Annotated in this window: 26 protein-coding genes; 23 read left to right on the top strand and 3 right to left on the bottom strand. The window is 43.6% G+C overall.

Going from position 1 to position 24,812, the window contains the following annotated elements; all coding sequences use genetic code 11:
• Positions 1-3: 3 nt before the first annotated feature.
• The 18 genes from FT12353_RS04005 (at position 4) to trxB (ending at position 16,543) form a co-directional block, all read left to right on the top strand.
• Positions 4-642, top strand: a complete 639-nt coding sequence (locus FT12353_RS04005) for an amino acid ABC transporter ATP-binding protein (protein WP_059393314.1) — start codon at positions 4-6, stop codon at positions 640-642.
• A complete protein-coding gene (locus tag FT12353_RS04000; protein WP_203618539.1) occupies positions 642-1,484 on the top strand; it encodes an amino acid ABC transporter substrate-binding protein in 843 nt (280 codons plus the stop codon). Before FT12353_RS04005 ends, FT12353_RS04000 begins: the two co-directional genes overlap by 1 nt.
• 65 nt (positions 1,485-1,549) lie before the next feature.
• Complete coding sequence (yfmF, locus tag FT12353_RS03995; RefSeq protein WP_059393312.1) at positions 1,550-2,863, top strand: EF-P 5-aminopentanol modification-associated protein YfmF; 1,314 nt, start codon at positions 1,550-1,552, stop codon at positions 2,861-2,863.
• Complete coding sequence (gene yfmH, locus FT12353_RS03990) at positions 2,850-4,118, top strand: EF-P 5-aminopentanol modification-associated protein YfmH (protein WP_059393311.1); 1,269 nt, start codon at positions 2,850-2,852, stop codon at positions 4,116-4,118. The genes yfmF and yfmH overlap by 14 nt, the downstream gene beginning before the upstream one ends.
• Before the next feature lie 8 nt (positions 4,119-4,126).
• Positions 4,127-4,996, top strand: a complete 870-nt coding sequence (locus FT12353_RS03985) for a helix-turn-helix domain-containing protein (protein WP_059393310.1) — start codon at positions 4,127-4,129, stop codon at positions 4,994-4,996.
• Positions 4,997-5,003: 7 nt separating this feature from the next.
• Complete coding sequence (gene pgsA / locus FT12353_RS03980; protein WP_059393309.1) at positions 5,004-5,582, top strand: CDP-diacylglycerol--glycerol-3-phosphate 3-phosphatidyltransferase; 579 nt, start codon at positions 5,004-5,006, stop codon at positions 5,580-5,582.
• A gap of 128 nt (positions 5,583-5,710) precedes the next feature.
• Positions 5,711-6,829, top strand: coding sequence for a recombinase RecA (gene recA / locus FT12353_RS03975; protein ID WP_047974867.1), 1,119 nt, complete (start codon positions 5,711-5,713; stop codon positions 6,827-6,829).
• Between the two features lie 177 nt (positions 6,830-7,006).
• Positions 7,007-7,897 carry a phosphate ABC transporter substrate-binding protein PstS family protein gene (locus FT12353_RS03970; RefSeq protein WP_203618538.1) on the top strand — a complete coding sequence of 297 codons (891 nt, stop codon included), beginning with the start codon at positions 7,007-7,009 and terminating at the stop codon, positions 7,895-7,897.
• A gap of 8 nt (positions 7,898-7,905) precedes the next feature.
• Positions 7,906-8,829 (top strand): phosphate ABC transporter permease subunit PstC, encoded by a 924-nt coding sequence (gene pstC, locus FT12353_RS03965; RefSeq protein WP_059393307.1) that lies wholly within the window; start codon positions 7,906-7,908, stop codon positions 8,827-8,829.
• The gene (pstA, locus tag FT12353_RS03960; RefSeq protein WP_168778569.1) at positions 8,829-9,713 is read left to right on the top strand and encodes a phosphate ABC transporter permease PstA; all 885 of its coding nucleotides are present in this window, start codon (positions 8,829-8,831) and stop codon (positions 9,711-9,713) included. The genes pstC and pstA overlap by 1 nt, the downstream gene beginning before the upstream one ends.
• A gap of 85 nt (positions 9,714-9,798) precedes the next feature.
• Positions 9,799-10,563: a phosphate ABC transporter ATP-binding protein PstB gene (gene pstB, locus FT12353_RS03955; protein ID WP_373299326.1), complete on the top strand. Its 765-nt coding sequence runs from the start codon at positions 9,799-9,801 to the stop codon at positions 10,561-10,563.
• Entirely contained in the window at positions 10,560-11,327 is a 768-nt protein-coding gene (gene pstB / locus FT12353_RS03950; RefSeq protein WP_203618533.1) for a phosphate ABC transporter ATP-binding protein PstB, read from the top strand. The genes pstB (FT12353_RS03955) and pstB (FT12353_RS03950) overlap by 4 nt, the downstream gene beginning before the upstream one ends.
• Positions 11,328-11,445: 118 nt before the next feature.
• Positions 11,446-12,120, top strand: a complete 675-nt coding sequence (gene phoU / locus FT12353_RS03945) for a phosphate signaling complex protein PhoU (RefSeq protein WP_047974873.1) — start codon at positions 11,446-11,448, stop codon at positions 12,118-12,120.
• 96 nt (positions 12,121-12,216) lie between these two features.
• A complete protein-coding gene (locus FT12353_RS03940; RefSeq protein ID WP_059393303.1) occupies positions 12,217-12,570 on the top strand; it encodes a phage holin family protein in 354 nt (117 codons plus the stop codon).
• A gap of 3 nt (positions 12,571-12,573) precedes the next feature.
• Positions 12,574-13,539 carry an HPr(Ser) kinase/phosphatase gene (gene hprK / locus FT12353_RS03935; protein WP_047974875.1) on the top strand — a complete coding sequence of 322 codons (966 nt, stop codon included), beginning with the start codon at positions 12,574-12,576 and terminating at the stop codon, positions 13,537-13,539.
• Positions 13,532-14,542, top strand: coding sequence for an NAD(P)H-dependent glycerol-3-phosphate dehydrogenase (locus tag FT12353_RS03930; protein ID WP_203618531.1), 1,011 nt, complete (start codon positions 13,532-13,534; stop codon positions 14,540-14,542). Before hprK ends, FT12353_RS03930 begins: the two co-directional genes overlap by 8 nt.
• Positions 14,543-14,611: 69 nt before the next feature.
• Positions 14,612-15,487 (top strand): UTP--glucose-1-phosphate uridylyltransferase GalU, encoded by an 876-nt coding sequence (gene galU / locus FT12353_RS03925; RefSeq protein WP_059393301.1) that lies wholly within the window; start codon positions 14,612-14,614, stop codon positions 15,485-15,487.
• Positions 15,488-15,601: 114 nt separating this feature from the next.
• On the top strand, positions 15,602-16,543 hold the full coding sequence (gene trxB, locus FT12353_RS03920; RefSeq protein ID WP_059393300.1) for a thioredoxin-disulfide reductase: 942 nt from the start codon (positions 15,602-15,604) through the stop codon (positions 16,541-16,543).
• Positions 16,544-16,833: 290 nt separating this feature from the next.
• Here the strand turns inward: trxB and FT12353_RS03915 are convergent, their stop codons facing one another.
• From FT12353_RS03915 to FT12353_RS03905, 3 genes are read right to left on the bottom strand one after another with little or no spacing between them, the layout of a single operon-like run.
• Positions 16,834-17,223 (bottom strand): VOC family protein, encoded by a 390-nt coding sequence (locus FT12353_RS03915; RefSeq protein WP_059393299.1) that lies wholly within the window; start codon positions 17,221-17,223, stop codon positions 16,834-16,836.
• A 35-nt stretch (positions 17,224-17,258) separates the two neighbouring features.
• Positions 17,259-17,969, bottom strand: a complete 711-nt coding sequence (locus tag FT12353_RS03910) for a DUF6198 family protein (RefSeq protein ID WP_059393298.1) — start codon at positions 17,967-17,969, stop codon at positions 17,259-17,261.
• 5 nt (positions 17,970-17,974) lie between these two features.
• Positions 17,975-18,991, bottom strand: a complete 1,017-nt coding sequence (locus FT12353_RS03905; protein ID WP_059393297.1) for a zinc-dependent alcohol dehydrogenase family protein — start codon at positions 18,989-18,991, stop codon at positions 17,975-17,977.
• A gap of 579 nt (positions 18,992-19,570) precedes the next feature.
• Here FT12353_RS03905 and FT12353_RS03900 point away from each other — a divergent pair.
• From FT12353_RS03900 to FT12353_RS03880, 5 genes are all read left to right on the top strand, one after another.
• Complete coding sequence (locus FT12353_RS03900; RefSeq protein WP_059393296.1) at positions 19,571-20,251, top strand: DedA family protein; 681 nt, start codon at positions 19,571-19,573, stop codon at positions 20,249-20,251.
• Between the two features lie 4 nt (positions 20,252-20,255).
• Positions 20,256-21,959: a phospho-sugar mutase gene (locus FT12353_RS03895; RefSeq protein WP_203618529.1), complete on the top strand. Its 1,704-nt coding sequence runs from the start codon at positions 20,256-20,258 to the stop codon at positions 21,957-21,959.
• A 236-nt stretch (positions 21,960-22,195) separates the two neighbouring features.
• Positions 22,196-22,558, top strand: a complete 363-nt coding sequence (gene rplS, locus FT12353_RS03890; protein ID WP_047974884.1) for a 50S ribosomal protein L19 — start codon at positions 22,196-22,198, stop codon at positions 22,556-22,558.
• Between the two features lie 78 nt (positions 22,559-22,636).
• On the top strand, positions 22,637-23,731 hold the full coding sequence (gene dinB, locus FT12353_RS03885) for a DNA polymerase IV (RefSeq protein WP_059393294.1): 1,095 nt from the start codon (positions 22,637-22,639) through the stop codon (positions 23,729-23,731).
• A gap of 100 nt (positions 23,732-23,831) precedes the next feature.
• Positions 23,832-24,800, top strand: coding sequence for a DHH family phosphoesterase (locus FT12353_RS03880; RefSeq protein WP_203618528.1), 969 nt, complete (start codon positions 23,832-23,834; stop codon positions 24,798-24,800).
• The last annotated feature ends 12 nt before the right edge of the window (positions 24,801-24,812 follow it).

The raw sequence follows: 24,812 nt of genomic DNA, 5'->3' as shown, positions 1-24,812 counted from the left end.
ACTATGATTGCGATTAAAAATTTAACAAAAGCCTATGGCGATAATGTGATTTTTAAAGACTTATCACTGACGATGGCTGACGGTGAAATCCTAGTAGTTGTTGGGCCATCCGGTTCCGGTAAAACAACTTTCATTAAGACCTTAACCGGTTTAGAGGATGCTAGTAATGGTGAGATTGATTTAAACGGCCAGACTTACCAAGTTGGCGATCCTGCCTTGGCAGCAAAGATTGGACTGATTTTTCAGGACTTTAATTTATTCCCACATTTGACAGTCAAGAAGAATTTGACTTTGGCACCGATGACAGTCAAGAAAATGTCCGAGAAGGAAGCAAATCAGAAGGCTGACGAGTTGCTTTCAACTTTAGGCTTGACTGACCAAGCTGACTTATATCCTTACCAGTTGTCTGGTGGTCAAAAGCAGCGGGTAGGCATTGCTCGAGCATTAGCAATGGATCCACAAATTATTGCTTATGATGAACCAACCTCTGGCCTGGATGAAAAGACCACTGACCAGGTTAGCCAGGTGATGCTAGCCTTGAAGAAGGCTGGGGTTACTCAATTAGTCGTGACCCACGATTTGCCATTTGCTGATAAGGTGGCGGATACAGTCTTTGACTTTGAAAAGGAGGTCCAGCGCTAATGATTACGATGAAAAAGAAAATCATTGTCAATACGGCTGTGATTGTGGTCTTTCTTGCCGTGGTGGCTGGTTGTGTTGCCTTTCTTTCCAAACCTAAGTCAGATAATGATGCCAATACCAAAGACAATTGGACCAAGATTCAGCAGGAAAAAGTGATTACGATTGGTTTGGATGATACCTTCGTTCCAATGGGCTTCCGGGATTCTTCTGGAAAGTTGGAAGGATTTGATATCGACTTGGCTGATAAGGTCTTTTCTGATTTGGGCATCACGGTTAATTGGCAGCCAATTGATTGGTCGATGAAGGAAACTGAGTTAAATACCGGTAATATTGATGCCATTTGGAATGGCTATACCAAGACACCTGCTCGAGCAAAACAGGTTGCCTTTTCACAGGTTTACCACAAGGTAGCTCTTTCCGTTGTTGTTAAGAAGGGCCAGGGCATTAATAAGTTTTCTGATATGTCCGGTAAAGTCTTGGGCGTTCAAACCGGTTCTTCTGGTGAATCGTCATTGAACGATCAGCCAAAGGTTTTGAAGCAGTATATTAAGGGGCAAAAGCCAGTCGAGTATGATACTTTTGACAAGGCCTTTACTGATTTAAACGCTAATCGGATTGATGGCTTGTTAGTTGATGAGGACTATGCCCGCTATTACATCAATCACCAGGCTAACCCAGCGGATTATGAAATTCTAAAGGGTGGCTTCCCAGAAACGGAGGATGTTGTTGGTTTCCGTAAGGGTGATGTTGAACTCAAGGAAGCGGTTAACAAGGAATTGACGAAATTAACTAAGGACGGCTTTGTTTCTGCTTTGGAAAACAAGTGGTTTGCACAAAATTAATTGAGAAAGTATTAAAAACGCCTGCGGGCGTTTTTTCTTTGGCTAAAACCGAGTAAGATGGTTATATGATAAAAAAGACGATGGTGGCGCCTGGCGTCCAGCTGGCTTACCAGCCAACAAAGCAATTTAAAACAATCCATGTTAATGTGACCTTCGCGACGAAGGCTAAGAAGGCCATTGCGACTAAACGGGCGCTCTTGTCCTACTTGATGGCAGTCTCTTCGAAGGCGTTTCCAGACCAACGAGCGGTTTCTTTGGCAATGATTGATGCCTTTGGGGCTAACTTTCAAACAAAGGTGGCAACGCTCGGCGATTTGGACCTTTTAACGGTTTCGATTCAATTTATCAAACCGGGTCTGTTACCAAATTCAAATCAGCTTTTGGAGCAAATTTTAAACTTTTTGCAAGCAATGCTCTTTGATTTTGATTGGGAAAGTGACCAAGCCCAAACAACGTTTAATCAGGAGCGGCAGAACCTGAAGCAAGCGATTTTAAGTCGCCAGGATGATAAGGTGGCCTTTGCTTTGGACCAAGCTCGCGAATTAACCTTTGCCGATGCTGCTGTCCGGGAATCAATCTTAGGCTCGATTGAGGAATTGGACCAATTGACCTTAAAGGACGTTTTGCAAACACAGCAAGAGTTATTGGCGACAGACCAAGTTGTGATTTCGGTTGTTGGGGACTTGGAGTTTGATCAATTGACAAAGCAGTTGTCTGCTTGGCCTTGGGCTGATATTGGTCGCGAGGAAAAGAGTGGTGTTGACCAGAACTATTCAGCGCAGATTCCTCAGTTGTTAGCTGCCGGTCAAAGAAAGCTTGTAAAAAAGGTAGATTGGCAACAGGCAGTTTTGGTGCAAAATTTTCAGGTGGAGGGTCTGTCCCTACACGATAATGGTCCACGTTATTATGCAACTTTGGTGTTGAACACAATCTTTGGTGCTAGCCCAGCTAGTCTGCTTTTTACTGAGGTCCGAGAAAAAAATAGTTTAGCTTATAATATTTCGTCGCGCTTTCAGCCGGACTTAGCGATTTTGACCGTTGTTGCTGGTTTTGATTTCGACCAGGTTGACTTGGTTGAAGACCTGATTCAGGTGCAACTGAAGACATTGGCCGCAGGCCAGATTACAGTAGAAAAGCTTGAAAATGCCAAGCAAAGCTTGAAAAATGAGTACTTAATTCGCCAAGATTCCCAGACTTACCTGGCTGTTCGTCAGGCTGGTCGTTTCTTGCGTCAGGCCAAAGAGGGTACTACTGATTTTCTAGCCGCAATCGATCACGTATCAGTAGCTGATGTGCAGGCTGTTGCCAAGGACTTAATCTTGCAAAGCCGCTTTGTTCTGGCGCCTGGGGAAAAGGGGGAATCTTTTGGAAACAAATAATCATGAAGAACAGCCCTTTGTTTTTCAAACGAAAGAGGGCCTGACGGTTAATCTGATTAAAAAACCGGGTTACCACCAATTTTTGGCGGCTTTGACTGCTCGTTTTGGTTCGTTAACGACGGCGATGAGGGTTGCTGATAACCAGCAAGTTACAATTCCCTCCGGCACTGCACACTTTCTAGAACATAAGATTTTTGACAAAAAAGATGGTGACGCTTTAATTCGCTTTACGGAGCTGGGGGCTGATGCCAATGCTTTTACTGGACCAAACCAAACAACGTATTATTTTACTGCCACTAGCCAAATCCTAGAAAATTTGGCTTGGCTAATGAATTTTGTCCAAGATCCTTATTTCACGGAAGAAAAAGTCGTTCGCGAGCGGGGGATTATTGAGGAAGAAATTAAGCTTTATCAGGATGATCCGGCTTGGCAATTGTATCAGGGAATTATTGGACTACTGTACCCCAAATCAGCGTTAAGCCAAGACATTGCAGGAACCAAGGACAGTCTGCAAGAAATTACTCCTGATTTGCTCTATCAAATTCATGCTGGCTTTTACCAGCCTCAAAACTTAGTGTTAACCGTTGTTGGCGACTTTGGTATCAATGAATTAATCGCTTTTATTAAAGAGCAACAAGAACAAATCAGTAGTCAGACAGAAACTGTTTTGGTACCAAAAGAAGATTTAGCAAAACAGGTGACCTTTGTAGCACAAAAGAAGCAAGGATTATCGCTAGAAAAAGGGGCATATGGTTTTCGCTTACCAAGTCGTCCTGAGGATATTTCAGGAATTGAACGTGTTAAAGAAATCCTATTAGGCGAACTGGCCTTGGACTTAGTATTTGGTGATCAAACGGTGTGGTTCCAAGACGCTTATGAAAAAGGAATCTTTGGTGATGATTTTGATTATGAGTATAGTAATTTTGGCCCATACCAGTATTTAACGTTTTTTGCAGATGGTGAAAATCAAGACCATGTTCAAGAATATTTGCTGAAAAGACTAGCAGAAGCACCCGCCATTTTAGCTGAAAGTCAGACTGATTTTACCCGGTTGCAAAAAGCTTTGGCTGGGCAAACTTTGGCTAGTCAAAATCGCCCGGATCGCCTTGGTTTAGACGAGGATTTAGCCTTGTATGGGGTATCACTATTTGATAAAATGAACATAATAACACGTTTTTGCTTAGATGATGTTGTCCAGTGCGGCAAACGGCTTTTTGAAGGTGGTCGTTTGACTCGCTTAGTATTAGAAAAGTAAGAGAAAAAATGGCTGAATATTTAGCAAGTGAAGTTAGTCAACAGTTACGAGAAGCACGATTGGAAAAGGGTTATACAATCGACCAATTGGCCGAAATGACCAAAATTCAACCCCGTTTCTTACAAGCGATTGAAGATGGTGACCAGGATGTCTTACCTGGTCAATTTTATGCTCGGGCATTTGCTAAGCAATTTGCTGAAGCTGTCGGTTTAAACCCTGATGACCTTTTTGATGAAGTTCAATTTGACCCACAGGTGACTAGTGATTTATCTCATGCACACCGTGATGAAGATGGTGTCGTTCGAGCAGGGGTTAATAACTCAGAGGCCTTTAAATCACGTTTTCGTGGTTTTATCCCAAGAATTTGGATAGCAATTATCGTTGTTGCCATTTTGCTGGTTGCCTGGTTTGTGGTAACACGGGCAAGTTCAGGCTCTAATTCATCTAACGGTGGCAACCAAGTTGAGGTTGCATCGTCATCGGTACCACAATCATCATCGTCATCAGTGGTTTCCTCTTCAAGTGCTAACGGTGGTATTAACCTCGGAACTGCAACCACGAACACGGCTCAGTTGACAACCACCTATACTGTTGGCGGACAATTGGCCAATACACATACCATTGTTGCTAAAGGCCAAAATGGTGGTTCGATGTTTAAGGTAACTGATGGAACCGGTAAGGTCTTATACAACGCTTGGTTGAACCAAACTGATGAAAAGAGCGTTGAAATTCCAGCAAATACGGCGATTGTGAATATTCAAGTTTCACAGGTTAGCCACGTCAACTTAACGATTAACAACCAACATATTGATTTACCAAACTTGCCAACGAACCCTGCTCCAACCACTTGGAACGTTGTCTTGAATTTGAATAAGTGAGAACAAAATGAACCTACCAAATAAACTAACGGTCTTTCGAATCATCCTGATTCCAGTTTTCATGCTCCTTTTGATTTTTTCAAAAGGCTCAGCAGTTGTGAATACTGATTTAGACTTGACCCTTTCATGGGTCCTGGCAGCCATTGTCTTTGCCGTTGCTTGTATTACTGATTTCTTAGATGGGCAAATTGCTCGTCGAAAGCACTTAGTAACCAACTTCGGTAAATTCTTTGATCCATTAGCTGACAAGCTGTTGGTCATGACTGCCTTGATTTACCTGACTGCTTTTCACCAGGTTCCTGCCTGGGTCACAGCAGTGATTGTTATTCGAGAACTCGCGGTGACCGGTTTGCGCACCTTAGTTGTTGAAAATAACGGCACGGTCATGGCTGCTGCTTGGCCTGGCAAAATTAAAACCTTTTCCCAAATGTTTGCCATCTTCTTCCTCTACTTAAAGGATTGGCCATTTGCCCTTGTTGATTTTCCAATCGGTCAAGTGCTCTTGTATATTGCCGTTTTCTTTACAATTTATTCAGGAATCGAATATTTCTGGAAAAGCCGCTCGGTTTTTGCAGACGGACTATAAGCGCTTTAAGCGCTTTTTTCGTCCAATAAAATAAGGTCGAAAATGATACGAACAAATGTTCGCAAAAGTCCTTGCATTTTGTTGAAAAAGTCCGTACACTGTTGATAGACATTGAAGGAGTATCAAGCATGGTTGCAAAAAAGACAAGCGATGATAACAAGAAGGATGGCCGTCAGGCTGCCTTAAATGAAGCTTTGAAGAAAATTGAAAAAAACTTTGGAAAGGGTTCCATCATGACGTTGGGCGATAACGCCTTAACGCAGGTAGAAACTTCGCCATCTGGGTCCGTCAAATTGGATGTGGCCTTAGGCGTTGGTGGTTATCCAAAGGGACGAATTATTGAAGTTTACGGGCCTGAATCATCAGGTAAGACGACAATTGCCCTGCATGCAGTAGCTGAAATTCAAAAAAATGGTGGCACGGCTGCCTATATCGATGCCGAAAACGCTTTAGATGTGAAGTACGCTGAAGCTTTAGGTGTTAAGAAAGATGAACTACTATTGTCACAGCCAGATACGGGTGAACAGGGATTGGAAATTGCCGATGCTTTGGTTCAATCTGGTGCCGTTGATATGGTTGTAGTGGATTCCGTGGCTGCCTTGGTTCCTCGTGTGGAAATTGAAGGTGAAATGGGGGATGCCCACGTTGGTTTGCAGGCACGGTTGATGTCTCAGGCTTTACGAAAGTTAGCTGGGACTTTGAACCGGACTGGAACGATTGCCATTTTCATCAATCAAATCCGTGAAAAGGTCGGCGTGATGTTTGGAAACCCCGAAACAACGCCCGGTGGTCGCGCTTTGAAGTTTTACTCGACAATTCGTTTGGAAGTCCGTCGGTCAACTCAAATTAAAGATGGCTCCGATGTTACCGGTAACTTGACAAAGGTCAAGGTTGTGAAAAACAAGGTTGCGCCACCATTTAAGGTTGCCGAAGTCGATATCATGTATGGAAAGGGAATCTCACAAACTGGTGAAATTCTTGATTTGGCCGTTGATCAAGATATTATTGATAAGGCCGGTGCATGGTATGCCTATAACGGGGAACGAATTGGTCAAGGTCGTGAGAAGGCCAAGGAATATTTGGATGATCCTGAGCACGCTGCTTTGAAGGAAGATATCTATACACAAGTGCGAAATGCTTATGGTATTGGCGATGAGCCAGCCGTTGATGCTGGTCCCGATGAAAGTGATAGCAAAAGTGCAGAAAATCACGATAACGACGGGCTTACTGACGAACCAATTATTTAGAAATAGTAATAATAAATTAATATTAAAAAGCGTTGTAAAACGCTTTTTTTTGTTATAATGTGTTTGTTCTTAACTGAAGTGAATGATTCATTTTCACACAAATTGTTCGGATTAGTTTGGAATAGATACTTGTTGTTGTAGGATAATCTTTTGCACCCAGTTGGGAGAAGAGGAATCATGCAAAGATCGCATCGCGGGTCATGGATAGTGGCCTCTGTCGTCGTTGTACTTGCTATCATCTTAGGAATTGCCTATCAAAACCGAGACAAGCAAGCCAACACCGCACCCATTACTGCAGTTGGTTCAACTGCATTGCAGCCTTTGGTTGAAGCTGCCGGAGAGGACTATCAACGTTCTCACTCTGGTGTCTCCATTACCGTTCAAGGTGGCGGAAGTGGTACGGGTCTGTCGCAAATAGCGCAAGGGGCTGTTTCCCTCGGGAACTCAGATCTCTTCGCTGAAGAAAAGAAGGGGATTGATACAAAGAATTTAGTTGATCATCGAGTCGCAGTCGTTGGAATTGCGCCAATCATTAATAAGCAAGCTGGTGTTAATAATTTGACACTGGCACAGTTAACCGATATCTTTACCGGTAAAATTAAAAATTGGAGTGAACTGGGCGGAAAGAACATGCCAATCGTGCTTGTCAACCGTGCCGCCGGTTCCGGAACTCGGGCCGCTTTTGAAAAGTGGGCCATGGGTGGCAAAAAGAGTGCTTCTGCACAAGAACAAGATTCATCAGGAATGGTCTTGTCAATTGTTAAGAGCACTCCGGGAGCTATCTCTTACGTTGCCTTTGCTTATAAGTCAAACGATGTTGTTCGTGCAAGCATTAATGGCGTTGCACCTACCGATGCCAATGTTGAAGACGGGGCCTACCCTATCTGGTCATACGAACACATTTACACACATGGCAAGCCAACAGGTGAAGTTGCTAAGTTCTTGGATTTCTTTAATTCAGATCGTGTACAGAAAACATACGTGCCAAAGTTGGGTTACATCTCAAATTCAAATATGAAGATTGAACGTGATCTACACGGTAACATTACCGCTAAGCAGAAGGGGTAAGGCAGACAATGGATCTTATTACCGAAAAAATTAAAAAAACTTCGTTGTCAACCAAGCAAGACCGGTTTGGAAAGTTCATCTCGGCTCTTGCCTTAATTCTAATCACTGCGGTGGTTATCTTGATTTTCGGCTTTGTTATCACTCGGGGGTTAGCCACCTTCACGACCAATAAAGTTTCAGTTAGTAAATTTCTCTTTGGAACGAATTGGAATCCGAGTGTTGTTGACCCTAAGACGGGTCAGCCAGGTATTGGAGCATTACCGCTCATTACTGGTTCTCTGGCGGTAACGATTTTGGCCGCTATTATTGCAACACCATTTGCGATTGGAACAGCGGTCTTCATGACTGAAATCGCTAAGAAGCGTGGTGCACGCATCATGCAACCAGTCATCGAATTGTTGGTTGGAATTCCTTCCGTTGTTTACGGTGTTATTGGTTTGGCCGTTGTGGTCCCAGCCGTTCGTTCAATTTTTGGCGGAACGGGTCTTGGAATCTTGTCAGGAACAATTGTTTTGTTTGTCATGATTCTACCAACTATTACTTCAATGACTGTCGATGCCTTAAAGGGTGTTCCTCGCTATTACCGTGAATCAGCCTTGGCCATTGGTGCCACACGTTGGCAAATGATTTATAAGGTGATTTTGCGGGCAGCAACACCAGGAATCTTGACAGCAATCGTCTTCGGAATGGCGCGTGCCTTTGGTGAAGCTTTGGCTGTTCAGATGGTAATCGGAAATGCGGCCAAGATGCCAGGTTCTCTGGTCTCACCAGCAGCAACCTTGACCTCCGTTTTGACGATGGGAATTGGAAACACGGTCATGGGCACGTTGCAAAACAACGTCTTGTGGTCATTAGCAATGATCTTACTTCTGATGTCTCTCGTCTTTAACCTCTTGATTCGCTGGATTGGTCGAAAAGGAGAACTGAAGTAATGAAAGCAAAAACTGCTGATAAAATTGCTACAGCCGTGATTTACTCAATCGCTGGCGCAGTAGCGTTGGTGCTGGCAGCAATGCTGGCCTTTATCTTGGTTCGAGGATTGCCTCATTTGTCATGGCACTTCTTAACTGCACAAGCTCGGTCATTTGAGGCTGGTGGTGGAATTGGCATTCAATTGTTTAATTCCTTCTACCTCTTGATTTTAGCCATGCTGATTTCATTCCCAATCGCTCTTGGGGCGGCTATTTACTTGAATGAATATGCCAAGCCAACGATTTGGACATCAATGGTTCGTACAGCAATCGAAGTGATGTCATCATTGCCATCTGTTGTTGTTGGATTGTTTGGATTCCTGATTTTCGTTGTGAAGTTGAAGCTTGGTTTCTCCATTATTTCTGGAGCAATCGCGTTGACATTCTTTAACTTGCCAATCTTGACTCGTTCAATCGAAACATCATTGAGCCAAATTCCAAATCTTCAACGTGAAGCTGGAGCGGCTTTGGGTCTTTCACGATTTGAAACAGTTATTCACATAATCTTGCCAGCAGCGGTACCATCCGTTGTGACTGGGGTCGTAATTTCTGCGGGACGTGTCTTCGGTGAAGCCGCTGCATTGATCTTTACAGCTGGTCAATCAGCACCTTCATTGGACTTTGGTGACTGGAACCCATTCAACTTGGCATCACCATTGTCACCATTTCGACCAGCCGAAACTTTGGCCGTGCACATTTGGAAGATTAATTCGGAAGGAATCATGCCGGATTTGTCACTCGTGTCAGCGGGAGCATCAGCGGTTTTGATTATCGTGGTATTGCTCTTTAACTTTAGTGCACGTCGCTTGGGAACACTTCTCTACAAGAAGTTGACAAAATCGTGAGGTTAGCATGACAGATAAGAGTCAAGAATTAAAGCCAGTATCAGATTTTATTCCTGAAAAGGCACCGGAACGCTATATCATTCCAATGGAAGATGATAAGCATGAAATTGCCCTTTCAACCGAAAACTTGCAAGTGAGTTATGGCGATAACCTTTCCTTAAGCGAAGGGGACTTGCGTTTTGAACGCTACAAGATTACCTCTTTGATTGGAGCATCTGGATCAGGTAAGTCAACGTTCTTGCGGTCATTGAACCGAATGAACGATGGCGTTGCCAATGTTACCGGTCATATATGGTACCGTGGATTGGACATCAACTCACAAGATATTGATGTTTATGAAATGCGTCGTCACATTGGAATGGTTTTCCAACGACCAAACCCATTTGCTAAGTCAATTTATGACAACATTACCTTCCCATTGACTCGCCGTGGTAAGTATACCAAGGCCCAGCTCGATGAGATTGTGGAAACAACGTTAAAGCAAGCTGCTTTGTGGGATCAAGTTAAAGATGAATTGAACAAATCAGCGCTTTCATTGTCAGGTGGGCAAGCCCAACGATTGGTGATTGCTCGTGCATTGGCCTTGAAGCCTGATATCTTGTTGCTCGATGAGCCGTCATCAGCCTTGGATCCAATTTCTTCTGCTCAGTTTGAAGATACTTTGCTGGAATTGAAGAAAAACTACACGATTATTATCGTGACGCACAATATGCAGCAAGCAGCCCGGATTTCTGACTACACGGCCTTTATGCACCAAGGTAAGGTAATTGAATACGATTTGACTCGTAAAATCTTTACCCGTCCTAAGGTGGAATTGACCAACGATTATATTTCAGGTAATTTTGGATGACAAAACAAAGCGAAACAATCTTAGAAACTCGTAACGTCAAGCTCTGGTATGGAGACAAGGAAGCCTTACATGGGATTGATTTGGATTTTGCCAACAAGGGTATTACTGCCTTGATTGGACCTTCTGGATCGGGTAAGACAACTTACTTGCGGGCCTTAAACCGGATGCATGATTTGGAAGAAAATGTCACTGTGACGGGGTCTTTCAACCTTCTTGGGAAGGATATCTATGCGCCAACAACGGATACCGTTGATTTGCGTAAGCGCGTTGGAATGGTTTTCCAACAGCCAAATCCGTTTCCATTCTCTATCTACGATAACGTTGCCTTTGGCTTACGTTTAGCTGGAGTAAAGGATAAGAAGACTTTGGACCAGGCCGTAGAGGAGTCATTAAAGGCTGCTTCTATCTGGGACGAAGTCAAGGATGAATTGAATAAATCAGCTCTTGGTCTTTCTGGTGGACAACAACAGCGTGTTTCAATTGCCCGTGTTTTAGCTACAAAGCCGGACGTATTGTTGCTCGATGAACCAACATCAGCTTTGGATCCCGTTTCTTCTCATAACATCGAAGAAACTCTGCTGTCACTCCGTGACCAATATGCCATGATTATTGTGACTCATTCCTTATCACAAGCTTCACGAATTTCTGATAAGACGGCTTTCTTCCTTAGTGGAAACTTGGTCGAATTTGGGGACACTCGTAAGATTTTCTTGGAGCCCGAGAAAAAGGAAACTGCCGATTATATTTCTGGTCGCTTTGGATAAAAAGTGACTGGATGATTGGTTGGTGAAGCCCATCGTTCAGGCTGTTCAAAAAATATCTTTGCTTTTAAAATGCCCTACTGTTATTAGAGAGAAACAGGTTACATGAAAGGAATTTGTCATGCGTCGATTATTTGATGAAGAATTAGCTGATTTGGATACTTCTTTTACGGAAATGGGTGAACAGGTTGCCAAGACCATTCAGGAATCTGTTCAATCCTTTATTAAGCACGATCGTGATGGTGCCCACAAGATTATTGATCATGATTACAAGATCAATGAACGGGAAGCCGCTTTGGAAAAGAAGTCATTTGAAATGATTGCTTTGTACCAACCGGTAACAACTGATTTGCGTGAAATCGTGACGATTTTGAAGGCCGTTTCCGTTTTGGAACGAATGGGAGACCAGGCACGAAACATTGCTACGTCAACCATTCGTGTTAAGGGAACGAAGCACATGAAGGCTGTTGAAAAGCAGTTGGGTGAAATGGGCGAATTGGTCGCTTCAATGGTTTCAGAAGTCATGGGCTACTACGTGAAGAACGATGCCTTGGGTGCTGAAAACATCGCGACTAAGAACCACCAGTTGTCGAATGCAGCAGCTCAGATTCGAACTGATTCTGTCAATGGAATGAAGGAAGATTCTGAATTGGTTGATTCAGCAGCTGACTATTTGGTGATTGCCGGTTACATCAAGCGTATTGGTGACTATACAACCGACATCGCTGAATGGATTGTTTATAAGCGTACGGGTAAGATTATCGAATTAAACCCAGGTTATAACTACTTTATCTAATTGATAAAGCAAAAGGGACCCTTCGGGTTCCTTTTTTTGTTATGAGGAACTTTGTTATAATAGGGGGTAGGAAATAAATTTACTAAAGGAGGGCCTATGCGTTTTATCATGCAAGCGGCGATTAATATGGCTGTCTTTCTGGCCTGTGCGTTACTGTTTCCAAACGGTTTTGTTTTAGCGAATATGACGACCGCCTTGGTGGCAGCAGTGCTGCTCGCCTTATTGAATCGCTTGATCAAGCCCATCTTGGTCTTTGTTTCACTACCATTAGTCATCATCTCGTTGGGATTCTTTTTATTAATTATTAATACAGTGCTGCTAGAATTAACAGCACATATTATTCATGGCTTTGCTTTTGCCTCTTTTGGTTGGGCAATGCTGGTCGCAATATTGTTGACCGTGGCTAATTTCTTATTCATGGGTCAAACGAAGATTTCGGTGCGGAGGTAAAAAATGGCGCAAGCAACCGTAACAGTTAAAGACTTAGTTGATAACACTCGTTTAACAATTGTAGCTGGTCACGATTATTTAAATCGAGTGATTACTACTGCAGATATTTCTAGGCCAGGCTTGGAGATGACGGGGTACTTTACATATTATGCTCCTGAGCGGGTGCAGTTGTTGGGAATCACGGAGACTTCTTTTTCAGACCGAATGAGCCATGACGAGTTGTTGATGGTTTATCGGAAAATGGCTTCCAAGCAAACACCGGCCTTTGTGGTTTCAACTAACTTGCCAATTGCTGATGAATTGAAGCAAGCGGCAGAAGAAGCTCAGATTCCAATTTTAAACACTCGCCTGACTTCATCGCAAATTTTGTCAAACATGACCTACTACCTTGGAGGCGAGTTAGCACCACGGCAGTCTGTCCATGGCGTTTTGATTGATGTGCACGGATTAGGAGTCTTAATCACCGGTGATGCTGGAATTGGCAAGACCGAATCCGCTTTGGAACTGATTCAACAGGGTAAAGCGCGTTTGGTTGCTGATGACCGTGTTGATATTCACCAAGAAGATGAGCAACGCTTGATTGGGCAACCATCGGAAGTTTTGCGTAACTTGATGGAAGTTCGTGGTGTTGGTATTATTGATGTTCAGCAGGTTTATGGTGCTGTTTCCGTCCGTTCCCATGCTTCAATCATGCTTAATATTCATCTATCAAACGGTAAAATTGGCGAAGAAAATTTTGATCGTTTGGGAAATGAGGATGACACCCTAGATATTCTCGGAGTCAAAATTAAGAAGATGGTTGTACCGGTGACACCAGGACGAAATACTGCCTCTGTTATCGATGCAGCGGCCGTTAAGTTCCGGACACAAAACATGGGCTATGATGCCTTAGAAACACTTGAGAAGCGGATGAGTGCCGCAATGCAAGTCAATGAAAAAGAAGACGAAGAGGCAAAGAAGCATGACTAAAGTCGCTGTTTTAGGGGCTGGCTCCTGGGGAACCGCTCTTGCCAACACAATGGCGGAAAACAACGTAGTTGTTAATATCTGGTCACACCGTGCAGACCAGGTTGACGAAATTAACCAACACCACCAAAATGACCATTATTTACCTGGCGCAACTTTGTCAGAGAACTTATTAGCAGTTGCTGATATGCAGGTTGCGGTAGCGGATGCCGATGTTGTTTTAATGGTGGTACCAACGAAGGCGATTCGTTCCGTTGGAACCCAACTAGCAGAGGTTTTGCAAAATTTGGATCAACAAGTGATTTTGGCTCATGCTACAAAGGGGTTGGAACAGGGAACGCACTTACGGATTTCTCAAATGATTGAAGAGGTCGTTCCTAGTCAAAATTATTCATCCTTAGCCGTTATTTCTGGCCCATCACACGCTGAAGATGTGATTAAGGGTGATTTGACTGCAGTTTCTATTGGCGGCACTGACGAAGCCGCTACGGCTGTTTTGCAGGAAGCGTTGGCTAGTGAAAACTTCCGACCATATACCAACCATGATTTATTGGGATCAGAGTTAGGTGGGGCGCTAAAGAATATTATTGCTTTGGGTTCTGGAATGCTCGTTGGTTTAGGCTACGGCGTCAATGCCCAGGCAGCCCTCCTGACACGTGGCTTGGTCGAAATGCGTGCGGTAGGTCAAAAAATGGGGGCTCAGCCCGAGACCTTCTTAGGACTAGCCGGCATTGGTGATTTAATTGTGACTGGTATGTCGCCAAACTCACGTAATTACCGTGCTGGTTTTGCCATGGGGCAGGGTCAGTCGTTAAATCAGGTCCAAGAAGAGATGGGCATGGTAATTGAAGGGGTGAATACCGTGAAGGCGGTTTATGAATACCAGCAGGCTCATCAGCTTGACTTACCCATTACAACTGCTTTGTATCAGGTCTTGTATGAAGGGGCTCAGATTGAAGAGCAAATTAAATTACTGATGACTCGTCCATTAAAAGCTGAAGATTGATCATATATTTGTTATAATAGCAATAGAATACTTCGACGCCTTTGGCGTCATTAATGAAAGTAGGAAAGTATGAAACCTGTACGTAAAGCCATTATCCCGGCCGCTGGTTTGGGAACTCGTTTCTTGCCAGCCACAAAGGCCTTGGCTAAGGAAATGCTACCAATTGTTGACACACCAACGATTGAATATATCGTTCGTGAAGCCATTGCTTCTGGAATCGAAGACATTGTTGTTGTCGATGGAAAGTCAAAGCGTTCAATCGAAGACCACTTTGATTCAAACCCAGAATTGGAAAACAACTTGCGCGAAAAGAACAAGTTGGAATTGTTGAAGGTTGTCGAAGAGACGACCGATATCAACATGTACTTCATTCGCCAGTCACATCCAAAGGGCTTGGGTGATGCCATCTTAACAGCCAAGGATTTCATTGGTGACGAACCATTCGTTGTGCTCTTGGGTGACGACTTAATGCAAGATGAAGTGCCATTGACAAAGCAATTGATTGAACGCTATCACGAGACTGGTGAATCAACTTTGGCAGTTTTGGAAGTTCCCCACGATCAAGTATCTGAATACGGTGTGATTGATCCTGCCGCTAAGGTGAAAGAAGATGGTTTGTATCGGGTTAAGTCATTCGTTGAAAAGCCTCAGCCTGAAGACGCCCCTTCTGATTTGGCAATCATTGGTCGTTACTTGTTGACACCTGAAATTTTCGAAGAATTGGAACAAACAAAGCCTGGTAAGGGTGGCGAAATTCAATTGACGGATGCCATTGATTCATTAAATAATCGTCAACACGTTTATGCCCATGAATTCAAGGGTGACCGTTATGATATTGGTTCTAAGATTGGTTTCTTGGAAACCAATATTGAATTTGGTTTGAAGCATCCACAAACAAAGGATCAGCTCCGCGCTTATATTAAAGAGCTTGCAGCTAAATTGTAAAATTCAGCAAAAACAAAAGAGGTGGTATACCTCTTTTTTGTTGGTTAAAATTAGACAAAAGAACAAATTCACGGTACAATAGACGTCATAATAAAAAAGGAGGTTCCGTTTATCATGACAGAAGTCAAGCAATATGATGTTATCATCATTGGTGCTGGCCCAGCCGGAATGACGGCCGCTACTTATGCCTCACGGGCGGACTTAAAGACTGTAATGCTTGATCAGGGGATTTATGGTGGGCAGATGAATAATACTGCCGAAGTTGAAAATTATCCTGGTTATAATAGCATTATGGGTCCTGATTTGGCCGAAAAAATGTATGCTTCGTCAACGCAGTTTGGCGCTGAATACTCATTTGGCATGATTACTGGTGTGGAAGTTTTAGCTAAAAATGAAAAATTGGTCCACACTGATATGGGTGATTTTCAAGCACCTGCTTTGATTATTGCGACTGGATCTGAACATATCCACTTGGGTGTTGACGGTGAGGAAGAATACCAAGGCAAGGGTGTCTCATACTGTGCTGTCTGCGATGGTGCCTTCTTTAAGGGTGAAAGCGTTGCGGTTGTCGGTGGTGGTGATTCTGCTGTCGAAGAAGGACTTTACTTGGCTGATGTGGTTAAGGACGTCACGGTTTATGTTCGCGATAACAAGTTAAAGGCACAGCCAATCTTGCAGCAGCGCGCAAAGAAGCAGGAAAACATGCACTTTGTCTGGAATACTGAAGTCACCGCTATTGAAGGTGATGGCGAGGCTGTTTCACAGTTGAAGCTGCATAACAACCAAACTGGTGAAGATCAGGTTGTTGATCAAAGTGGAATTTTCATCTACGTTGGCCTCAAGCCAAATACTCAGGTATTTGAAAATTTGGGAATTACTGATGAACGTGGTTGGATTAAGACGGATGACAAGATGGCAACCGCCGTTCCAGGTATCTTTGCTGCTGGAGACGTTCGTGCTAAGAACTTACGTCAAATCACGACTGCTGTTGGCGATGGTGGCTTGGCAGGTCAAGAAGCCTACCAGTACGTTGCTGAATTAAAGTCAGAAGCATAAATAATAAATAAAATGATGACAAGAAGTCTGTTACCGAATGGTAGCAGGCTTTTTTCTTTGCCCGGTGCTTCTCTCATATGGCAGCAATTAATAGTCCTATTTACGCTATATATAGCGTTATAAATGATGGACTGGTACTTTTACTTGGTATGAAAGTAAAGGCGTTGAAAGGGGGTTAAAAGCTTGATAAAAGTAATGGATATTTTTCAACTGCCAGTTAATCATAAATAGAAGATACAAAAAAGCCTCAACTACCGAATAGTAGTTGAGGCTCCCGAATAAATTATGAATTAACCCTTGACGATTTCACAGAATTCCAAGGTTACACCATCTGGGGTGCGAACATTGAAGAACTTGATACCGTTATCCCAGAAGGGAAGGTATTGTACTTCTGAATCAATCAAATCCAATCCTTGTTCCTTTGCTGCTACAAAGGCTGCATCAGCATCAGAAGTGTTCATTGAGATGTGGTTGATTGAACCGGGCTTGCCAGTTCCTTCATCAGACAACCACGTTTCAATAACGAGGTGACCGTACTTAAAGAACTTAACTGGGCCACCTTCCTTAAAGTCACCGGTCTTTTCAAAACCGATGCTTGTCCAGAACTTTTCAGCGCGGTCCAAGTCGGTTGTTGGAATTCCAACGTGTTGAATGTCATCAAAATAATCAGTAAAGGCCATAATATAACCCGTCCTTTCAATTGAGGGAGACTATCTTAGTCGATAGCGATTCCCTGGTGCTTTAATTTGCTAAAGATACGTGTGTCTGCCCATCCAGTAATACTTCCCTGGAAGAGGAAGGCGAAGATAGTCCCGATACCATAGTTGGTAAAATCAGGAACCATAATCAAGGCGATAACACCAATAATGGTAGGTGGGATATAAGAAACCCACATGGCGATACCGGCATTACCCTTGAAGTACTTGAATCGAAGAACCTGCATCAAATCATCAGCAGGGTGCAAAACGATGTTGGTCCGCTGATAAATTGAAATGGCAATCGCAATTAAGGAAACACCAAAGAAGTTCAAGAAAATGTAGAAGGCAACCATTGGCCAACTATGAGCTTCTGGCAAGAGCTTTGAAAAGGCACTTGCAAAGACTGAAATCAAGGCCGAGAAAGGAACCATGAAAGCTAAGTTTCCAAGGAAGCGCTTGATATCAATGCGGTGCTCCAAAACCATGTTCAAAACAGCGATTAACATACCGACCACAAAGAACACGATGGATAGCGTTGCACTATTGCCATGCAATGAGTGGTTTAATCCGTTTTGAGCAGCTGTCCAATAGGCAGAACCCAAAATTGACGGATGAATTTTTTGACTGGTAACAATTGTTAGCACGTTACCCATTGAGTTAATTACCAATGAGAAGGCAAAGTAACTGAGGGCAGCGGTCCAAGAAATTGTCCGCTTTGCATTATTCATAAAATTTAGGCCTCTTCACCACCGATTTTAACAACGGCCTTAGAAACAACACCTAAGCGACCGTTAACAAAATCGTCAACTTGATCTAGAGTCAATTCGTGTGACATTAATGGCTTAACGTTCAACTTACCAGATGAAAGCAATGCCAATGAGTCTTCGAATGCGTTAGGGTTAATGAATGAACCTTGGATAGTCAACTGCTTTTGGAAGACTTCATAAGTGTTCATTTCAAACTTAGCGTCAGGTCCACCAACACCGAACATCAAAACTTGACCACCACGGGCTGAAGCTTCGATAGCTGATTCTTGAGTTTCTGGACGACCAACAGCTTCGATAACAACATCATATTCACCGGCAGGAATCTTGTCACCCTTAGCAGTGTTATATGTGTTCTTAACGTTGAACAAGTCCTTGTTCATCTTCAACTTTTCGTCAACGATTCCGGCCAAGTCAACTTGGTGGATACCGTATGCCTGCAAGATTTGAACGAACAATTCACCCATGAATCCGTCACCGATAACCAAAGCCTTTTGGTATGGTGATGGCTTCAACAACTTCATACCGTGAATAGCACATGAAATTGGTTCAACAATTGCAGCTGACTTCAAGTCAACGTTGTCAGGGATAGGGTAAACAACTGATGCAGGAGCAGTGAAGTATTCTTCAAAGCCACCATCACGAGTAACACCAACGGCATCCAAGTGTTCGCACAATTCAGGACGACCAGTGTGGCAGAACTTGCATTGTCCACAGTAGATGTTAGGGTCTACTGAAACACGGTCGCCAACTTTAACGTTGGTAACGGCTGAACCGATTTCCTTAACAACACCTGAGTTTTCGTGTCCCAAAACGATTGGTGGGACAGCATCAGCTGATCCTGGTTCACCAGCATACAATGCGTGGTCAGTTCCACAAACACCAGCAAAGGCTGTGTGAATCAAAACTTCGTCAGGCTTCAATGTTGGCTTTTCGATGTCTTGCTTTTCAAGCTTCTTTAATCCAGTTAATACTAGGGCTTCCATGTTCTGTTATCCTCCAATGAATAATTCCTTGTAACAACTTACACATACATAATAATATTTGCACAAACTTTTGTCAAGTGAAAAAGAAAACTTTTTCAAAACATTGATAACAGTACCTTTCAAAGACAATTAATTACTATAAGAAGTGAGCAAAGAAAACGTCTCCCAGTCGGCCGCCTGGTTTTGCATTCTGCCACTTCCCGCCACCATTGTAGTACATCTTGATAAAAATTTTTATGCTGATTTGGCATAAGATTTGTTAAAAAAGTTGTGTATGATAGAAAAAGTAGGCGATTGAGCGAATGAACGTTTAAAAAATCAGCCTGCTTTTACCTTGATATTCCTAGCATTTTTACGCTTTGAAAGCAGACTTAGCAGGGGAAATAGCGTATGATAGACATAGGCTGTTTTTTATCTAGCCTTAATTTTATCGAGATAATATCAGGATTAACTTCTACTGATTATTATTTGCTGACTCATGAGTATCTTGCTAGCTGGCAGGGCAGATTCATGTACCCAAAGCGTTAACTAGTAGCGATGCTCAGACAGACTTTTTTCCTAAAGGAGTACCCTGACTGTATGGTTCTAGCTTTTGCTGCTGTGTCGGATTGGTTGACGCATATTAGTTCTGCGAATGCCAATTTTTCCGTAATTGAATTGTCAATTCTGTTTTTTTTGATTTTGATTGAAACAGGGGGAATTGTTACAGGGTTTATTCCGGCTGATGCTTTAGTCATGACGGCTGCGGGTTTTGCGGGTCGTCATCACTCGTTGGTTGAATTTGCCTTGTTGGTGGTGATCTTTGCGGTTGCCTCCATGATGGGTGATTCAATTAATTATTGGTTTGGTGCTTGGGTGATTAAGCAAATTGATAAAATCCCCTGGGTTGCCCGCCACGTGAACGGTGATTTTGCCGAAAAGATTTCGGCTAATTTAAATCCGAAGCGTTGGTTGCTTTTTATTATTTTGGGCCGCTTTGTTCCCTTTGTCAGGACAATCGTTCCGCTATCTGCTCACCGTTTGAAGTTACGGTTTGCGACTTACTTCCGGATGTCTGTTTTGGCGTCTTGCCTCTGGGCAATAACCATGGTGACAATTGGTTATTATTTTGGCCACTTACAGTTGCCAAGAGAAGTGACGATTACTGTGATCGTGATTGCTGTCGTGTTTGTACTGGCAGTGATTCGGTCGCCTAAGTTTCGGCAAATTATTATTAGCTTAATTACAAAACCTAGTCGAGAAAAGGAAGAGGAATTTTAAGAAAATGACTTATCAAGATACCTTAGCCCGTTGGCAACAGGCAGACTTACCTGCTGATTTAGCAGCTGAATTAAAGCAATTGAGTCCAGCTGAACAAGAAGATGCTTTCTATCAAAACTTACCATTTGGAACCGCTGGTATGCGTGGCCAAATGGGTGTTGGAACTAACCGCATTAATGTCGTGATGGTGGCCTTAGTAACAGAAGCATTGGCTGCTTACATTGATCAAAGTGGGGATGCTGCTAAAAAAGCGGGAGTAGTCATCGCCTTTGACTCTCGTCACCACTCAAAAGAATTTGCTCAGGTGGCTAGTCGCGTGCTATCAGCACACGGGATTAAGGTTTACCGCTTCTCATCATTACGCCCAACACCTGAACTATCATTTTCAGTCCGCCATTTAAAGGCCTTTGCTGGAATTATGATTACGGCCTCACACAATCCTAAGCAGGATAACGGCTATAAGGTTTATGGTGCTGATGGTGGACAGATGGTTCCTGAAGCCGTTCAGGCCGTTATCGATGGAATGGCAGCGGTGGAAAATGAGTTTGCTATTGCACAAGACGAAACAGAAGCTAACGTTCAAGTAGTCGATGATGACTTGGATAATGCTTATTTGGCAGAGGTTAAAACAATTTCTGTTGACCAGGATTTGATTCAAAAAGAAGGGGCAGACTTGAAGTTTGTCTACACTCCTTTGCATGGAACTGGTCAGTATATTGGTGAAAAAGCGTTGCAACAAGCAGGCTTTACTAACTACACAATCGTGAAGGAACAGGCGGAACTCGATGGGGACTTTCCAACAGTGAAAAAGCCCAACCCGGAAGATCCAGCCGCTTTGTCATTGGCCATTGAATACGCCAAGAAGGAAGAAGCTGATTTGGTCGTGGCAACGGACCCTGATGCCGACCGGATGGGTGCTGCTGTGCGTTTGGCCGATGGCTCATACCAAGTCTTATCCGGTAACCAAATCGCCGGTTTGATGGTCAATTACTTGTTGGCCGCTAAGAAGAAAAATCAGACATTGCCTGAAAATGGTGCCATTGTAACGTCGATTGTTTCATCGCGCTTTGCTAGCGAGATTGCTAAGAGCTATGGCGTTGCTACCTTAGACGTGTTGACTGGATTTAAGTATATTGCGGCCATGATTGACCGCTTTGAAGAGAAGAAGGATTATACGTACCTCTTCGGCTTTGAAGAATCATTTGGTTACTTAGTAAAGCCATTTGCTCATGATAAGGACGCTATCCAGGCTTTGGTTTTGTTTGCCGAAATGGCTGCCTACTACAAGGAAAAGGGCCAGAGCTTTGCTGATGGTTTGAAGGAACTGTACGAGCAACACGGTTACTTTGAGGAAAAGACCGTTGCCTTTGATTTCCCTGGTGTCAATGGTCATGAAGAAATGGCTGCTTTGATGACTAAGTTCCGCAACCAAAAGTTGGAAATGGTTGGTGATCAATTAGTTCTGGCAACCCAAGACTTTGCGAGTCAGACGCAAATTGATCGAGCTGGAGCAGAGAAGAAGTTGCCACAGCCAAAGGCTAATGTGTTGAAGTACTGGTTAGCTGATGGTTCATGGATTGCGCTCCGTCCATCTGGTACGGAACCAAAGTTGAAGCTTTATATTGGCGTTGTTGCCGATTCACAGGCTGAAGCGGATGCAAAGTTGCAAAGCTTTGAAGCTGTAATGGAAGAAAAGATTAAGGCTTAATTTTAATGGAGATTTTTAGCTGGTAAACAAAGATAAAGTTATCTTCTATAGATTATCGGACTAAATCAGGTTGGCTAAGCCATGGAGGAATCCTGTTAGGGCAATTTTTCGGATTACCCTTTACAGGATCCCTCCTTTTTTGTTATACTAATCTTTGGCTATAAGCCGTAATTAACGGTAATCCGCTGTGCGTTAGTCTAAGGACGAGTGTAAGATTAGCGATTAGGAGAATGACTATGCGTCAAAATAACATTTTAGAAAAGTTGACTTCAACCCAATTGCGGACAGATATTCCTGAATTCCGCGCTGGTGATTCAGTTCGTGTCCACGCACGAATTGTCGAAGGAACTCGCGAACGTGTTCAGCTCTTTGAAGGAGTTGTTATCAAGCGTAAGGGTGCTGGTATCCAGGCAACTTATACTGTTCGTAAGATTTCTTCTGGTGTTGGTGTGGAACGTACGTTCCCATTGCACTCACCACGGGTTGACAAGATTGAAGTAACTCGTTTGGGCCGCGTGCGTCGCGCAAAGTTGTACTACTTGCGTGCATTGCAAGGAAAGGCCGCTCGTATCAAGGAACGTCGTCTCGACGTCAAGTGATTACGGCAAAAAGCTTCCACATAGTGGAGGCTTTTTCTTTTTAAAAAAATCAGTTTTGAAAAGAAGGGGGTGCCTGGCATGGCTGAATTTTTGCAAGCGGTTGATGACCGAAAAATTTTGCACGTCGATTTGGATGCTTTTTATGCTCAAGTCGAAATGCGCGATAACCCTGCCTTAAAGAAGGTACCTCTAATCATTGGTCGTGATCCTGATTTACACCATGGTCATGGGGTCGTGGCAACTGCCAACTACATTGCCAGAAAGGCCGGCGTTCATTCGGCCATGGGGTCAAGTGAAGCGAAAAGGCTTTGCCCGAATGCTGTTTTTGTCGCTCCTGATTTTGATAAATACCGATCAGTGTCAGCCCAGATTCATGAAGTCTTTGCCGAATTCACCGATAAGGTTGAGCCGGTTGCTCTTGATGAGGCTTACTTAGACGTTAGTCAAAGCCCAATGGCGGGGGCAACGCTGGCAGCCGAGTTACGGCATAGAATCTGGCAGGAAACGAAACTAACTTGTTCGGTGGGGGTTTCCTATAATAAGGTGTTAGCAAAGCTTGGGTCCGAACACCACAAACCAAACGGAGTAACGGTCATTGGTGCCGACGTGGCGCTGGATTTCGTGGCGGCATTGCCCATTAAGGACTTTCGTGGTGTTGGTAAGAAATCACAGGAAAAGTTTGAAAAATTAGGGATTAAAACAGGTGCGGATTTACGGGCTTTGAGCCAAGACGAACTGCGGGTCCACTTTGGCTCCTTCGGGGACCAACTTTATTGGCAAGCGCGGGCAACGCACTTTGGCCAGGTGAAAGATCATCGCATTCGGCAGTCGGTTGGAAAAGAGGGGACTTTTGAATTTCCCCTCCACGACCGGTCGGCTGTCTTGGCGACTTTCAAGGATTTGGCGACAAAGGTCGTGACGAATATGGAGACTAAGCACCTAGTGGGACGGACACTCAATATTAAGGTCCGTGATGATGACTTTAATACGCTGACCAGGTCGATTACACAGGCAAACCCGTTTCAGCTTGACCCTGATTTTTTGGCGAGAAAGGCGCAATCAATCTTTGATGACCTGTATCCAGATGACTTCGCCATTCGCCTGCTGGGGCTAACCTTTTCCAATGTCAGTCCACAAGCCTTTCAAGCGTTATCGCTCTTTGATTATGATTGATTGGTCAAATCAGCGAGCTAAACTGATTCGAAATGCCCTGACAACGAATTTCGAATTTACGGTATAATAAAGAATAGTAATAAGAGTTGAAAGGGCGCATATGGCCAAAATTCACGAAGATATTTTAGAACAGATTAAACGTTACGATACCATTATTATTCACCGTCACCAACGACCTGATCCGGATGCTTACGGATCACAATTGGGATTGCAAGCGATTTTGCAGGCATCTTTTCCTGAAAAGAAGATTTATGCCGTTGGGAAGGAAATTCCCGGTTTAGCTTGGATTGGGGATGGCCAACCTTTGGCTGATGAGATTCCTGATTCGGCCTATAAGAAGGCCCTGGTCATTGTTTGCGATACAGCCAATGACCCCCGCATTGATGACCAACGCTGGCGGAATGGCTTGGAAATCGTCAAAATTGACCACCATCCCAACGTGGAACCTTACGGTGATTGGCAGTGGGTGGAGGATGAAGCCTCAGCCACTTCCGTTCTGATTTATCAGTTCTATCAAGCCTTGGCCGACAAGGGCTTGAAGATGACGGAAAAGGCCGCACGGTACCTTTATATTGGAATCATCGGTGATACCGGTCGCTTTATGTATTCATTGGATAAAGAAACTTTTGATGTATCCGGTGAGTTGATTACTTATGGCTTTGACTACCAAAAGATTTATAATGCGATGACGACTTTGTCGGAAAATGCGGTTAAATTCTCAGGTTACGTGATGCAACATATTAACCTGTTGCCATCTGGCTTTGGCTATGTGATTTTAAAGCGGGATGTGATTGACAGCTTTGATCTCGGCAATGCGGGCACTTCTTTTGTGGTTTCGATTCCATCACGGATTGACAAGGTCAAGGCCTGGGCAATCTTTGAAGAACAAGAAAATGGCGATTATCGGGTCCGCTTGCGGTCACGGTCGGTCGTCATCAATACCATTGCCCAAGACTTTGATGGTGGGGGGCACCCACTGGCTTCAGGTGCCTGGGCTTATAACGAAGCGGATATCCAAAAGGTGATTGACCGGGTGGATAGCGCTTTAAAGGCAAACCAAGCCGATTAAATTTAAAGGATT

Source organism: Fructobacillus tropaeoli (genome assembly GCF_016860625.1).
Classification (GTDB): Bacteria; Bacillota; Bacilli; order Lactobacillales; family Lactobacillaceae; genus Fructobacillus; species Fructobacillus tropaeoli.
This window is presented reverse-complemented; position numbering and strand designations above follow the sequence as displayed.